The following is a 14,543-nucleotide window of genomic DNA, read 5'->3' on the forward strand; positions in this document are numbered from 1 at the left end:
CGGGGCAGTGACCGAGGCAGTGACCGGGGGCCGGGGTCGAGGCAGCGGCAGCGGCAGCGGGCCAGCGTCAGGGCGTGGGCAGCCAGTCCACCTTGCCCGCGAAGAGCGCGTAGCCGGTGAAGGCCACGACGTCGATCAGCGCATGCGCCACGACCAGCGGCCCGACGCGCCCCCAGCGACGGTAGAGCACCACGAAGATCACGCCCATCGCCATGTTCCCCAGCAGCCCGCCGATGCCCTGGTAGAGGTGGTACGAGCCGCGCAGCGCCGCGCTCGCCGCCAGCGCCGCCCACGGCGACCAGTTCAACTGCCCCAGCCTGCGCAGCAGATAGCCGACGACGATCACTTCCTCCAGCACGGCGTTCTGCACCGCGGAGGCGATCAGCACCGGGATCCGCCACCACACGTGCGGCAGCGACTCGGGCACGACGGTCAGGTTGAATCCGGCCTTCAGCGCCACCAGGTACAGCGCCAGCCCGCTACCGCCGATGGCCGCGGCGAGCAGCGCACCCCGCCCCAGGTCGAACGCGGGCCTGCCCCGGTCGAAGCCGACCGTACGCAGCCCGCCGAGCCCGTCGCGCAGTGCCGAGCCCTCGCGCGTCAGCAGATGCGCCACGAGCGCTACGGGCACCAGTGCCGTGGCGATCCCGAAGAGCTGCCAGGCCAGGTCCAGCCACGGCCGGTCCGGAGCGCGCGAGGTGTTCAGCCGCGCCGCCTGGTCGGCCAGGGCGCCCGAGGCGGTCAGCGACCCGATGAAGCTGATCAGCGCCGAGACGGCGCTGGCACCGAGTGAAAGGGCCAGCACCAGCAGCGTCTCCCGCCGCAGCGTGCGCTCCGGCAGCAACTCCCCATGCGCCGGGGACCGAGCGGGGTCGCTCGCTTGCGACTGCACACATGCCTCCAGTACACCGGTCCGCGACAGGCGGGGACGTCCATAGCTTGCCGGACGGTGCGGGCCCGTGCGAAGCGGGGTACGTACGACTCCGGCGTACGGCTAGGGCGTACGGCTACGGAGCACCAGGGCCGTCACCCGCCAGGCCGCCGCCCCGCAACCGGCCGTCACGCCCCCAGCGGCCAGGTGTGCACCGGCTCCCCGGTGCGCGCGAGTTCGCAGTAGCGCCGGGTCACCGCCGCGAGCGCCTTCTCCCGGTCGAGCCCGGAGTCCACGGCACGGTGGTAGGACGTGGCCTGCCACGACGCCCCGTTGACCCGGCGCCGGCAGCGCTCCTCGATGACGCGCAGACAGCGCTCCCGGTCGCCGCGCTCCACGCCCCACGCCTCCAGCCCGGCGGCCGCCATGGGCAGCAGCTCCTCCTGTACGAGCCGCACCGCGGGCACCTTCGCCAGGCCGCCGGGCCGTCCCGGGCGCGGCCAGGTCAGCTCGGCCTCGATTCCGTACCGGCACGCGGCGTCGAAGTTCGCGGACGCCGCCGCGAAGGGCAGCCGCGACCAGACCGGGCGCGGCTCGTCGGCCAGGCTGCGCACCAGTCCGTAGTAGAGGGCGGTGTTGGCGAGCACGTCGGCGACGGTGGGGCCCGCGGGCAGCACCCGGTTCTCCACCCGCAGATGGGGCACCCCGCCGGAGACCGCGTAGACCGGTCTGTTCCAGCGGTAGACGGTGCCGTTGTGCAGCACCAGTTCGGGCAGGCCGGGGGTGCCGCCCGCCCTCAGCACGCTGTGCGGGTCCTCGTCGTCGCAGATCGGCAGCAGCGACGGGTAGTAGCGAAGGTTCTCCTCGAACAGGTCGTGGGCCGAGCCGATCCACCGTTCCCCGAACCAGGTGCGCGGCCGTACGCCCTGGGCCCTCAGCTCTGCGGGGCGGGTGTCGGTCGCCTGAAGGAACAGCGGTACGCGCGACTCCCGCCACAGCTCACGCCCGAAGAGGAAGGGGGAGTTGGCGCCCATCGCGATCTGCACGGCGGAGACGGCCTGCGAGGCGTTCCACACGTCGGCGAACCGTTCCGGCGTGACCTGGAGATGGAGCTGCACCGAGGTGCACGCGGCCTCGGGCGCGATCGACGCGGAGTTACGGGTCAGCCGCTCGACGCCTTCGATGTCGAGGACGACCTCCTCGCCGCGGGAGGCCATGATCTGGTCGTTGAGCAGGGTGTAACGGTCGACCTCGGTGAGGTTGGAGGAGACGAGGTCCTCGTCGGTGAGCGTGGGAAGAATGCCGATCATCACGATGCCGGCGCCTTCCTCACGGGCCTGCCGGTCGGCGTATCCCAGGCCGGTGCGCAGCTCCTCCGCGAGCTGGTCGAAGACCCTTCCGGCCAGGCGGTGCGGCACGATGTTGACTTCGAGGTTGAACTGCCCGAGTTCGGTCTGGAAGTCGCGGCTTCCGATGCGCCTCAGCACCTCGGTGTTCATCATGCGGGGCATTCCGTCGGCGTCCGCGAGATTCAGCTCGATCTCCAGACCCATGAGATTGCGCGGACGCTCGAACCGCCCCTCTTCCAGGAGCACTCCGAACGCCTCAAGGCACTCCTTCAGTTTCCGCCTGTACCGATGCCGAGCGGACAGGTCGAACCCGTCGGAGACGACCTTCTCACCCATCGGGGTGTCCCTCCTCGATACGGCCGCGTGGTGTCAGCCATGATGCCCGTCGAACTCTCGGATAACGCCTCCACGACCTGCCCGTACCCGGGTGCCGGTAACCAATCACCCGACGCCTGACGGCACGTTCCAGCGGCATGCGGCAGCGTCCAAGACCAGGCGCACTGTCCTTGTGGGAAACGCAGACGGAATTCGGCCGACCCCATGACGGGAGTCAGCCGAGGCGGAAGGGGCACGCCTCCCGGAGCAACAGCTCGAGCGGTGACGATCCCGGCCGGATACCGCCTTGCGTTAACAACCGCGGTGCATTAGCCGAAATGGTGATGTAGCACCCTTCGTATAAACTCCTGCACAGGCTGAGACGCGGTATCACCGGACCGTCCTGTGCCCGCAGTCGACGCTCCCCGCCGCTCTTCCGCGGCCTTCACACGCAGACAGTGCCGTCCGCGCGCCCAGAGCACCATGTGTCTCTCCAGTGAGAGGTGGCGATCCATCATGCCGCTGCACCTCCCCTCCGCCCCCGCTCCCGCGGCGCGCAGCGTGCTCGCGGCCCTGCGCTCCTCTTCTTCCGCGCCAGGGGGACGCAGGGCCCTCGCCGCTGACGGCACGCGACCATCGCTGGAGATCGAACTCCCGCTGCCCGTTCATGAGTTGACCGCCCTCGGGCCGCACGGCGCGGCCTCGTCCACGCGTCTCACGGCATGGCGCTTCCTTCTGCGGGAGGCGGACGCCCCCGCCGGTGCCGCGGCCGTAGGCGCCGCGGAGACCCTGCTGACCTCCGACGGCTGGGCGTTCGCGTACTTCTGCGGAGGCCCCTTCGTCCCCGCGTCCCAACGGGCCCTGCGCCAGGCCGAGTCGCTGCCCGGACTGCATCAGCCGCGTCTGCTGTCGGTGCCCAGGCTCTACATGCTCACCCTGTGGCTGCACGGGGACACCGCGGCGGACAGCACCGAGGGCAGCCCGCGCCCCGGGGACCTGCTGATCCCCCTCTCGCCCGCCCCTCCGGGGATCGCCGCTCATGTGCCGCACCGTGCGGAGGCGCTGCTGCCGCTGCTGACCGGCGGTTCGGTTCCGGCGGCCCCGCTGCTGAGAAGCGGGGCGTGAGCGTCCTGCGGTACGGTACGCACCCCTGACGGTGGTCCGCGCGGGCTCCCCTTGACCGGAGTACGCCGAAACACCGGCGAATGCGGCTGAGTTGGCGGCAACCACTCACAAGAGTGACGCGTCTGTCCTGGTTAAGGAGCGGTGACACGAAATCCCTGCGGAATCTCCTCCGCGGGGGGAACACTGGGACGGACAGAACGGGGGGCGGCCATGCACACCGTGCCGAGCCGCAGCGACATCACGACACAACGGAAGACGACAGCGACAATGTGCCAGCACCAGCCACCTTGCCCGACAGCCGAGTCCGCCGACCGGGAGGCCGCGCACCCCGTGGCCCACTTCCCGGAGCAGGGCTGGAGCCTGCTGTGCAACGGTGTTCTGCTCTTCGAGGACACGGGCGAACTCCTGCCCGACGGCAAGATCATCGACCCGCACCGTCCTCTCGACAGCCGTAACATCGCCACCGCCGCCTGACAGGGCGACGGCGAACTGCCAGGGCCGGCCCGGTGATTCACCGAACCGGCCCTGAAGTACGCGGCTCTCACGCCGCGCTCACGCCTCAGCCGTCGTACTCCTCCAGCGGCGGGCAGGAGCACACCAGATTGCGGTCGCCGTAGGCGCCGTCGATCCGCCGCACCGGCGGCCAGTACTTGTCCGAGGCGTGAACCCCAGCGGGGAAGGCCGCCTCCTCCCGGCCGTAGGGGTGGTCCCAGTCGCGGCTCAACTGCGCCGCGGTGTGCGGCGCGTTGCGCAGCGGATTGTCCTCGGCGGGCCACTCTCCAGAGCCGACCTTCTCGATCTCTCCGCGAATCTCGATCATCGCCTCGCAGAAGCGGTCGAGTTCGGCCAGGTCCTCGCTCTCGGTGGGCTCGGTCATCAGCGTCCCCGGTACGGGGAACGACATGGTCGGCGCGTGGAAGCCGTAGTCGATCAGGCGCTTGGCGACGTCGTCGATGCTCACGCCGGTCTGCTTCGTCAACTGCCTTACGTCGATGATGCATTCGTGCGCCACGAGCCCGCGGGGCCCGGTGTAGAGCACCGGGTAGTGCGGCTCCAGGCGCCTGGCGATGTAGTTCGCCCCGAGCACGGCGACCTGCGTGGCACGGCGCAGCCCCTCGGCTCCCATCAGCCGTACGTACGCCCAGGAGATCGGCAGGATCCCGGCGGAACCCCAGGGCGCCCCTGACACGGGGCCGATGCCGCCGGCCGGGCCCGCGGCGGGCTGGAGCGGGTGGTTGGGCAGATGCGGCGCGAGGTGCTCGCGCACGCCGATGGGACCGACGCCCGGCCCGCCGCCGCCGTGCGGGATGCAGAAGGTCTTGTGCAGGTTGAGATGGGAGACGTCGGCCCCGAACCGGCCGGGCTTCGCGAGGCCCATCAGCGCGTTGAGGTTCGCGCCGTCCACGTAGACCTGGCCGCCCGCGTCGTGCACCGCCGCGCAGATGTCGGTGATGTGCTCCTCGAAGACGCCGTGCGTGGAGGGGTAGGTGACCATGAGCACGGACAGTTCGTCGCCGTACTGCTCGATCTTCGCGCGCAGGTCGTCGGTGTCGACGTCGCCGTCCTCGCTGGTCTTCACGACCACGACGCGCATGCCCGCCATCACGGCGCTGGCGGCGTTCGTCCCGTGCGCCGAGGACGGGATCAGGCAGACGGTGCGCTGGTCGTCGCCGCGTGAACGGTGGTAGGCGCGTACGGCCAGCAGCCCCGCCAGCTCGCCCTGGGAACCGGCGTTGGGCTGTAGCGACACCTTGTCGTAGCCGGTGATCTCCGCGAGCTGGTCCTCGAGTTGACGGATCAGCGCGAGGTAGCCCTCGGCCTGGTCGACCGGCGCGAAGGGGTGCAGCCCGGCGAACTCCGGCCAGGTGACGGCCTCCATCTCGGTGGCGGCGTTCAGCTTCATGGTGCACGACCCGAGCGGGATCATGCCTCGGTCGAGGGCGTAGTCCCGGTCGGCGAGCCTGCGCAGATAGCGCAGCATCGCCGTCTCGGAGCGGTACTCGTGGAAGACGGGGTGGGTCAGGTAGTCGTCTTCGCGGAGCAGTTCCTGGGGCAGCGCGTCGTCCGTCGTACGGGCGTCCAGCTCGCCGATGTCGGCCTGGACGCCGAACGCCTGCCATGCGGCGTCGAGTTGGGCCCGCGTCGTGGTCTCGTCGCAGGACAGGCCGACATGGTCGGCGTCCGTCTCCCGCAGGTTCACACCCGCCTCGCGTGCGCGGGCGACGATCTCGGCCGCGCGCCCCGGCACCCGTGCCGTGACGGTGTCGAAGTAGCTGCCGTGCACGATCTCGACGCCGCCGGCGCGCAGCCCCTCGGCGAGCAGCGTGGCGTAGCGGTGGGTACGCCGGGCGATCTGGGCGAGGCCCTCCGGTCCGTGGTGCACGGCGTACATCCCGGACATCACGGCGAGCAGCACCTGGGCGGTGCAGATGTTGCTGGTGGCCTTCTCCCGGCGGATGTGCTGCTCACGGGTCTGCAACGCGAGCCGGTACGCCTGGTCGCCGTCGGCGTCCTTGGAGACTCCGACGAGTCGTCCGGGCAGGTTGCGCGCGTACTTGTCTCGCACCGACATGTATCCGGCGTGCGGCCCGCCGAAGCCCATGGGCACGCCGAAGCGCTGCGCGGAGCCGACGGCGATGTCCGCGCCGAGCGATCCCGGTGAGGCGAGCAGCGTGAGGGCGAGCAGGTCGGCGGCGACCGTGACGATCGCGCCCAGTCCGTGCGCCTGCTCGATGACCGCCCGGTAGTCCCGCACGGCGCCGGAAGCCCCGGGGTACTGGAGCAGCATGCCGAAGACGCCGCGCTCGGCGACGTCGGCCGGAATGCCGTCGCCGAGGTCCGCGACGACGACCTCGACCCCGGTCGGCTCGGCACGCGTACGGATCACGGCGACGGTCTGCGGAAGGCAGTCGGCGTCGACGAGGAAGACGCCCTGCTTGACCTTGCCCACGCGGCGGGAGAGCGCCATCGCCTCGGCCGCCGCCGTCGGCTCGTCCAGCAGCGACGCCCCGGAGGTCGGCAGGCCCGTCAGATCGGCCACCATCGTCTGGAAGTTGAGCAGCGCCTCCAGTCGGCCCTGGGAGATCTCCGGCTGGTAGGGCGTGTACGCCGTGTACCAGGCCGGGTTCTCCATGATGTTGCGCAGCACGACCGACGGCGTGTGGGTGCCGTAGTAGCCGAGCCCGATCATCGACGGCAGCACCTGGTTACGGGCGGCGAGCTCCCGCAGCTCCGCGACGACCTCGGCCTCGGTGCGGGCGGGAGGGAGATCCAGGGCGTCCTGGCTCTTGATCACGTCGGGGACCGCGGCCGCGGTCAGCTCGTCGAGGGAGCCGTATCCGACCTGGGCGAGCATCTTGGCCTGGGCCCCGGCGTCGGGGCCGATGTGGCGGCGCTCGAAAGGAGTTCCGCGTTCCAGATCGGCGAGAGGGATGCGGTTGGCAGTCATCTGCGGGGGCCTCCTGGTCGCATTGACCTACGGCACCACGGCGCTGGTGCCCGGACGGCCTCCCCCTCTGTCATCTCAACCTGAGAGTTTCACCGGCCCGCTCCGGCTGAGCGGGAACCCGGCTTTCACCGTCGGTGAGGAGGAGCCCAGGCACTGCTCGGCCCGCCCTGCTTTCCAGAGTGACCTCACCCGCGCGGTACGTGAGCCTGAGAGATTCCGGGGAGGAGTTGCTCCTTCGGCGCCTCCGGCTGCTGCCGGAGGACTCTCCCGCTCGGGGTCGACGGCCGTCTACGAGCCTACCAGCGCTCCCTTGAGCGGGAGCTGGAGGTGCACTCGGGTGGCCAACCGCTCAAATCTGCCTTTGGGTGGTAATACGGCTGTACGACCGGCTCCCGGCGTCCTCGGCGCCCCCGCAGCACGTCCGTTGCGCGGCAGTACGGCAAGGCCGAGGGAGGGGTTCGCCAGAGATCACAGAGCCAGGGCCGGCCTCGTCCCCCGACGCACCCGGTGCCCCGGTACGACTGCTTGGAGGGACCGTGCAGCACGACATCGACCCCCGGAGCCTGATCGGGCGCAGAGCCTTCGACAGCACCGGCTGCAAGATCGGGACCGTAGGCGAGGTCTACCTCGACGACGCGACCGGCGAGCCCGAGTGGGCCGCCGTCCGCACGGGCCTCTTCCGGCGTGAGGCCCTCGTCCCGCTGGAGCCGAGCGAACTCGTCGGCGGCACTCTCCGGGTCCCCTTCGAGCGGGCCCTCGTACGCAGCACCCCGGTACTCGGCGTCGGCAGGCATCTCTCCCCCCGCCAGGAGCTCCAGCTCTATCTGCACTACGGGCTGGAGGTGCCGCCGCCCGCGGAGGCGTCGGCACCGTCCTCGCCCCCGGCCGCTCCCCCGACCTCTGCTTCGCCGTCGTCTTCGTCCGCGTCCGAACGGGACTTCGGACGGATAGCGGGGTCCGAGAGCTGAGACGGCTCCCCCGTCCGGCCCAACGGGCCCGCACGTTCTTGCCGCGCCATCGCCGCGAGCGGCTGCGGCCCCGCCGGTTCGAGCGCTGGATCGTCCACCCCGTACGTACGGACCCGGCCCGGCGGTGATCCCGGAGTCTCGAAACGGACGGTGACCCTGCCCAGGCCGCTGCCCTGCACCCAGCCGTAGCCGTGATCCGGATGGTGCACATCGCGGCCAGGAATCCAGCGCCGGTCGGCCGGGACCGGTTCGCCCTCCTCCGCGTGCCCGTCCCCCGTGGCGCCGCCGCCGGGCCCTGTCCCGTCGGCGGACTCCGCGTCCGCCCGCTGGTGTTCGTGCGCCCGCTGCTGTTCCTCGGCCTGTGCCTGTGCGAAGAGATCCTCCTGCGTGAAGTCGGCCAGCCCGCTGACACCGACGCCCAGCAGCCGCACCCCCGCGGTGGTGTCCACGGTGTCGAGCAGCCTGGCGGCGGCCTCCCGCACCACGCCCGCGTCGTCTGTGGGACCGCGCAGCGTCTCCGAACGCGTCAGCGTCGAGAAGTCGTAGCTGCGCACCTTGATCACGACGGTGCGGCCCGATCTGCCCGCCGCCCGCAGGCGCTCCACACAGCGGTCGGCGAGCCTCGCGACATGTGCCTGCACGAGCGCCCGGTCGGTGAGATCCACGTCGAAGGTGTCCTCCACGGACACGGACTTCGCATCACGTTCCGCGATCACCGGCCGGTCGTCCCAGCCGTTGGCCATCGCGTACAGCGAAGTGCCGTGCGCTCTGCCGAGCAGCCTGAGCAACTCGTCCTCCCCCGCCTCCACCGTCTCCCCGACGGTGGTGATCCCGGCCCGGCGCAGCACCTCCGCCGTGGCGGGGCCCACGCCCGGCAGCGTCCGTACGGACATCGGCGACAGCAGGTCCCGCTCCGTGCCCGGCTCGATGACGATCAGCCCGTCCGGCTTGGCCTCCTCCGACGCGATCTTGGCGAGCATCTTGGAACCGGCCAGCCCCACGGAGCCGCTGAGGCCCGTCGTCTCCTGGATCGTCTTCCGCAGCCGCTCCCCCACGGCACGTGCTGCCTGGGACGACGAGCCCTCCGTGAGCGCGTCACCGGCCTCCAGATCGACGAACGCCTCATCGAGACTGAGCGGCTCGACGAGCGGCGACAGCCCGCCGAGGATCTCCATCACGGCCTCGCTGACGTCGCGGTAGAGGCTGAAGCGCGGCGCGAGATACGCGGCGTTGGGGCACAGCCGACGGGCCTGCCCCATGGGCATGGCCGAGTGCACGCCGAAGATCCGCGCCTCGTACGACGCCGTGGAGACGACCCCGCGCGGACCCAGGCCCCCCACGATGACCGGCTTCCCGCGGAGGCTGGGCTTCGCGGCCTGCTCCACGGCAGCGAAGAAGGCGTCCATGTCCAGATGCAGGATCGTCGGAACGCTTCTCACACTCGTCGATGCTGCCCCATGGCTCTGACAGTGGCAGCCGGCCGCGCTCAGCCGGCGCGGTTGCGCCGCCGTGCCAGCTCGTCCCCGGGGTGATCGCCGACGATGGTCTCGCCCGTGTCGACATGCTCGCCGTGCAACTGCGACAGCGCGCCCTCGACGTCCTTCCACACCACGCCGACGGCGATCCCGAAGACGCCCTGGCCGCCTTGCAGCAGGCCGACGACCTCGTCGGGAGACGAGCACTCGTAGACCGTCGCGCCGTCGCTCATCAACGTCATCTGCGCGAGGTCGCCGGGCCCGAAGGAGCGCAGATGCTGTACGGCGGTGCGGATGTTCTGCAACGAGACGCCGGTGTCCAGCAACCGCTTGACGATCTTGAGGACGACGATGTCGCGGAAGCTGTAGAGCCGCTGGCTGCCCGATCCGTAGGCGGGCCGGATGCTCGGCTCGACCAGCCCGGTACGGGCCCAGTAGTCGAGCTGGCGGTAGGTGATCCCGGCGGCCGAGCAGGCGGTGGGGCCTCGGTATCCGACCTGGTCGGAAGGCGTATCCGGAGTGCCCGGTGCCTCCTCCGCGTGCAGCGGCCCCGCCGGCCCCCTGTGGAGGGGAGTCGCCCGCTGCCATACCGTCGCCGGTACCTCTCACGCCGACCTCCGTCCTCCACATTCCGGGGCACACCCCGGAACCTGCCTCACCGAAGGTAGGCAGTCACCCGTGGTGCGTCAACGATCGCCACACTTGGGCACGCCGGGTGATATTGCCCCAAGGTGTGGTTTGCCGTAACCGGGCGTGGGGAACACGTGGCCGCTGCGCTGCCGCGGGGCGGGTCGCCCGCGGCCGAGAGTCACTGACTGCTGGTGCCGAAGTCCTCGGGCGAGATCTGGTCGAGGAACTCGCGGAACTTCTCCACCTCGTCCTCCTGCTCGTCCGGAATCGCGATCCCAGCGTCGTCGAGCACACCCTCGCTGCCGTAGATCGGCGTGCCGGTGCGCAGAGCGAGCGCGATGGCGTCGGACGGGCGGGCGCTGACTTCCACCCCGCTGGCGAAAACCAGCTCGGCGTAGAAGACGCCCTCGCGGAGATCGGTGATGCGGACGGCTGTCAGCTCCTGCCCCACGGCCTCCAGCACGTCCTTGAAGAGATCATGGGTGAGCGGGCGCGCAGGCGTCATGCCCTGCTGCGCGAAGGCGATCGCAGTCGCCTCCCCGGGGCCGATCCAGATGGGGAGGTACCGGTCGCCACCCACTTCACGCAGCAGCACGATCGGTTGGTTGGAGGGCATTTCGACCCGGACACCCACAACGTCGAGCTCGTTCACACAGCAACCCTAGGCCGTGCCCCGCCTGTTTGGGTAGTCGGGACCCGCCCTGAGCTGTCGTATGAACCTACTCACCCGGCGTCGCCCCGACTGCTCCCGCGCAGCGGCCCTGCACACAGTGCTGCCTGTACGTATGCCGTCCGGAAGGCTCGGAGAAGCGGGCCCGCATCTGTGATTTACGCCGCCTTCGGAGAGCGGATCAGGGAAGAAAACGATCTCGGAAAACTCTCGAAGATCGCGAAGACGTCTCTACGAGGCGCACCCGGCACGGCTCCGGTGCCCGGACAATCGTCACCGCCCGGTGATGCCTGCGGCACCGCCGGGCGGTGTGGGCGTCGCTTCCGGTGGCCGGAGCGTCAGACCGCGCGCTTGCTGGCGAAGAAGACCAGCCGGAACTTGCCGATCTGCACCTCGTCACCGTTCGACAGCGGAACACCCGCCTCGATGCGCTCCCGGTTGACGTAGGTGCCGTTGAGGCTGCCGACGTCGGAGACGGTGAAGACCCCGTCCGGGCCGCGGCGGAACTCGACATGGCGGCGCGAGACCGTCACGTCGTCGAGGAAGATGTCGCTCTCGGGGTGGCGGCCCGCGGTGGTCAGGTCCCCGTCGAGCAGGAAACGGCTGCCGGAGTTGGGCCCCCGGCGGACCACCATCAAAGCGCTGCCCAGCGGGAGGGCGTCGACCGCGGCCTGCGCCTCGGGGGACAGCGGCGGGGTCTGCTGGCCCGTCGCCTCCGCCTCGTATGCCTCGATACCGGAGATCGAGATCGTGGAGGTCGTCTCGGAGGAACCTTCGCCCGCGGGGCCCGCGCCCCGCAGCGGTGCCCCGCAGTTGGAACAGAACCGGCTCGCCTCGGCGACCTGGGTCCCGCACCTGCTACACACCGGCACGGCAGATCCTCCACCTGTACTCGAGGTTGATGGTGCACCGGAACCTATGCGGCCCGATGCCGCGGGGTCAACAGAAACCCCTCCGTGACCACCCGCATGGCCATCGCCGCCGGAACCGGCGACCTCATCACGGAACAGCGGCCGTCCGGCGTCCTCCCCCTCGGGGCCCGACACGGCGTCGTGCTGCCGTGAGGTCCGGCGCCGCGCGGCGCCGCCGCCGTGGTCCTCGCGGCCCTTGCCGAACAACCTTGCAAAAAAACTCACGGGCGATTCCCCTCGCATGAAACAGACCCGCCCGTGGGGCAGGACAGACCCTCGATGCTCTCACTCCGCCGCTACTACGCCCAAACAACGTTCATGGCCTACGGACAGTTTCCCTCACGCGATGGTCACCGGGTCCGCCGACCCCCCGCAAGACTCCGCCGTGACCTCACCGGGCAGATGACCGAGCGTAATCAGGCCGCTTCGAAGAGCGCAAGGCGTCCACGACGATCCTCTCGGAGGGCTTGACCGAGGCGTCGGCCTGTTCCTTGCGCAGTGTCTGGACGACCCCGCCGGGGATGTTCAGCGCCGGTTCCAAGTCCTTGGGCTTGCCGATCACTTCGAAGCGGTACGGCGGACTGATCTTGTGGCCGTCCACGCGCACTCCGCCCGAGCTGTCCGAGAAGTACGTGCTGGCCACGACGCGTACGTTGTTGACCTCGATGGCCTCGGCTCCCGCGGCACGCAGCTCCTGTACGGCGTCGAGGAGCATGTCGGCCTCGACGGACTTGCCGGGGTCGGTCACGGTCAGTTCGATGCCGGGGCCCTGGGCGCCCACCGTGCCCGCGAGCACGCCGAGTTGGCGCGCCTTCTGGCGGGTCTGCCTGCGGGCCTCCTCCGCCTGGTCCGAGCTGTTCTCCAACTCGGTGCGCTGGCCTTCGAGGCTCTGCTTCTCGTCCTCCAAGCGCTTGGTGCGGTCGTCGAGTTCGTCGAGGATGCGCACCAGGTCCTCCTGGCGCGCGCCGCGCAGCGAACTGTTCTCGCTCGTGGAGCGCACCTGGATCGCCAGGCCGAGGCCGAGTACGAACAGCAGCAGGGCGACGATGAGTTGGGCCCGGGTGACGCGGGGCGGCCAGACGGCGGCAGCGAGGCGCTGACGGCCGGTGCGTTCCGACCCGCCGCCCTCGCCGGGAGCGGCGGACGGCTCCCGGCTCGTGTCCCTGCTTCCGTGCGAGTCCGTGCGGGCCTCGTGGGAACCGTGGGCCTCGTTCCCGGCAGACGCCTTCTCCGGCTGCTCTGAGCGCTGTTCCTCACGGCGCGAAGCACCGGCCGGTTCCCGTGAACTCCCCTGCGTACGGCCGGAGTCGGAGGCCCTGCCGGTACGGGACTCCGGGGTCTCGCCGCCGCCGGACGTGGTCTCCCCGTCGTCCGGCCCTCCCTTCCCTACGGAATCGCCGCCCCGTACGGGCTTGTCCGCACGCTCCTCGGGCGGCAGTTCACCGGGGTGCCTGCCCCCGGGGCGCTCGCCGCCGGGCCGCTTGCCGCCGTCCTGGTCGCTCATCGGCCTCACGCCCGGAACACATGACGGCGGATCGCCGCCGCGTTGGAGAAGATGCGGATGCCGAGCACCACGACGACGCCGGTGGAGAGTTGGGCCCCGACCCCGAGCTTGTCGCCGAGGAAGACGATCAGCGCCGCGACCACGACGTTCGACAGGAACGAGACGACGAAGACCTTGTCGTCGAAGATTCCGTCGAGCATGGCCCGCAGCCCGCCGAAGACCGCGTCCAGCGCCGCGACGACGGCGATCGGAAGGTAAGGCTCGACGATCGTCGGGACGACGGGCCGGACGACGAGTCCGGCCACCACCCCCACGATGAGGCCCAGTACGGCGATCACTTATCTGCTGCCCTCTCCTGTCTGCGCCGGCTTTGCCGTCCGGACGATCAGGCTCGGCGCGGCCGGCAGCCGCACCTCGTCCTGAGTGCTGATGCTGGTGCGCACACCGTAGTTCTCTTGCAGCACCTGCAAGTACTGCCCGTCGGCACTGTCCTGGAACGTCGTGCTCAGCTTCTTCCCCGGCCCCACCGCGAGCAGGGTGTACGGAGGCACGAGCGGCTTGTTGTCCACGAGTATCGCGTCGCCCGCGGCGCGGATCGCCGAAAGAGACGTCAGGCGCTGGCCGTTGACGGACACGGCCTCGGCGCCGGACTCCCACAGGCCGTTGACCACACGCTGGAGATCCCGGTCCCGTACCCGGCCGTTGTCGGAGAATCCGCTGCTCTGCCGGGGGCCGCCGGAGTCGCTGTCCTGGGTGTCCTTGGCGTCGTCGACGACGAGCCTGATGCCGGGACCGTGCACGGGAAGGGCGCCGGAGAGCAGCCCCGCGACCTCCGCCTCGCCGCCGCCGTGCTTCTCAAGCGCCTTGCGCTGGCGGGCCTCCACGTCCTTGCGCAGTTTGTCGACGCTGTGCTGGAGGGAGTCGGCGCGGCTGTCGCCGTCGTCGATCCGGGCGATCAACTCCTGCCGCTCCTTGGCCAGTTCGGGCGCCGAGACGCGGGCCTGCGCGGCGCCGAGGGTGACCACCAGAGCGGCGAGGACCAGTCCGGCACCGAGCCACAGCTTGGCGCGTACCGTGCGCGGCATGCCGGACCGGCCCTCGGCCCCACGGCGGGCGGCGGCCTGCGCGTACCCGTCGTCGAGGCTGTGGTACATCGCGTCGTTCAGCAGCGACATGGACGCATCGGGCGGCGCAGCCCGCGACGCGGTACTCCGTTCAGGGTGCTGCTGCGACATGACGCACATCGTCGCACGGCAAGGTCACTGCCACCGAACGGG

At 70.6% G+C, this 14,543-nt stretch carries 12 protein-coding genes, 2 pseudogenes and 1 riboswitch; of the genes and pseudogenes, 3 read left to right on the top strand and 11 right to left on the bottom strand.

Annotated elements, in window-relative coordinates; genetic code table 11:
• Nucleotides 1-67 precede the first annotated feature (67 nt).
• Entirely contained in the window at nt 68-892 is an 825-nt protein-coding gene (locus MMA15_RS00745) for a CPBP family intramembrane glutamic endopeptidase (protein WP_241057001.1), read from the bottom strand.
• Between the two features lie 167 nt (nt 893-1,059).
• Entirely contained in the window at nt 1,060-2,556 is a 1,497-nt protein-coding gene (locus tag MMA15_RS00750; protein WP_241057002.1) for a glutamate-cysteine ligase family protein, read from the bottom strand.
• Nucleotides 2,557-3,051: 495 nt separating this feature from the next.
• Between MMA15_RS00750 and MMA15_RS00755 the strand changes: the two genes are divergently transcribed.
• Both MMA15_RS00755 and MMA15_RS00760 read left to right on the top strand, forming a co-directional pair.
• Nucleotides 3,052-3,660 (top strand): hypothetical protein, encoded by a 609-nt coding sequence (locus MMA15_RS00755; RefSeq protein ID WP_241057003.1) that lies wholly within the window; start codon nt 3,052-3,054, stop codon nt 3,658-3,660.
• A 267-nt stretch (nt 3,661-3,927) separates the two neighbouring features.
• A complete protein-coding gene (locus MMA15_RS00760; RefSeq protein WP_028437360.1) occupies nt 3,928-4,134 on the top strand; it encodes a DUF5999 family protein in 207 nt (68 codons plus the stop codon).
• Nucleotides 4,135-4,219: 85 nt separating this feature from the next.
• On the opposite strand, the gene gcvP is transcribed toward MMA15_RS00760, so the two are convergent.
• Nucleotides 4,220-7,108, bottom strand: coding sequence for an aminomethyl-transferring glycine dehydrogenase (gene gcvP / locus MMA15_RS00765; protein ID WP_241057005.1), 2,889 nt, complete (start codon nt 7,106-7,108; stop codon nt 4,220-4,222).
• A gap of 184 nt (nt 7,109-7,292) precedes the next feature.
• Nucleotides 7,293-7,388: riboswitch (glycine riboswitch) on the bottom strand.
• Between the two features lie 256 nt (nt 7,389-7,644).
• Between gcvP and MMA15_RS28390 the strand changes: the two are divergent.
• Nucleotides 7,645-7,785: pseudogene (locus MMA15_RS28390) on the top strand (PRC-barrel domain-containing protein); the annotation flags it as partial.
• Nucleotides 7,786-7,937: 152 nt separating this feature from the next.
• Here the strand turns inward: MMA15_RS28390 and MMA15_RS00775 are convergent.
• From MMA15_RS00775 to MMA15_RS00805, 8 genes and pseudogenes are all read right to left on the bottom strand, one after another.
• Entirely contained in the window at nt 7,938-9,515 is a 1,578-nt protein-coding gene (locus MMA15_RS00775; RefSeq protein WP_241057006.1) for a DNA polymerase IV, read from the bottom strand.
• A 47-nt stretch (nt 9,516-9,562) separates the two neighbouring features.
• On the bottom strand, nt 9,563-9,877 hold the full coding sequence (locus MMA15_RS28395; RefSeq protein WP_372498156.1) for a hypothetical protein: 315 nt from the start codon (nt 9,875-9,877) through the stop codon (nt 9,563-9,565).
• A gap of 9 nt (nt 9,878-9,886) precedes the next feature.
• Nucleotides 9,887-10,096: pseudogene (locus MMA15_RS28400) on the bottom strand (MerR family transcriptional regulator); the annotation flags it as partial.
• Nucleotides 10,097-10,359: 263 nt separating this feature from the next.
• Nucleotides 10,360-10,833, bottom strand: coding sequence for a bifunctional nuclease family protein (locus tag MMA15_RS00785; RefSeq protein ID WP_028437364.1), 474 nt, complete (start codon nt 10,831-10,833; stop codon nt 10,360-10,362).
• 356 nt (nt 10,834-11,189) lie between these two features.
• Entirely contained in the window at nt 11,190-11,723 is a 534-nt protein-coding gene (locus MMA15_RS00790; protein ID WP_372498157.1) for an FHA domain-containing protein, read from the bottom strand.
• 430 nt (nt 11,724-12,153) lie between these two features.
• On the bottom strand, nt 12,154-13,266 hold the full coding sequence (locus tag MMA15_RS00795) for a DUF881 domain-containing protein (protein ID WP_241057008.1): 1,113 nt from the start codon (nt 13,264-13,266) through the stop codon (nt 12,154-12,156).
• A gap of 5 nt (nt 13,267-13,271) precedes the next feature.
• Nucleotides 13,272-13,604 carry a small basic family protein gene (locus MMA15_RS00800; protein WP_028437366.1) on the bottom strand — a complete coding sequence of 111 codons (333 nt, stop codon included), beginning with the start codon at nt 13,602-13,604 and terminating at the stop codon, nt 13,272-13,274.
• A complete protein-coding gene (locus tag MMA15_RS00805) occupies nt 13,605-14,501 on the bottom strand; it encodes a DUF881 domain-containing protein (RefSeq protein WP_241057009.1) in 897 nt (298 codons plus the stop codon). It abuts the gene before it with no gap.
• Nucleotides 14,502-14,543: the final 42 nt, after the last annotated feature.

Source organism: Streptomyces marispadix (assembly GCF_022524345.1).
Taxonomy (GTDB): domain Bacteria; phylum Actinomycetota; class Actinomycetes; order Streptomycetales; family Streptomycetaceae; genus Streptomyces; species Streptomyces marispadix.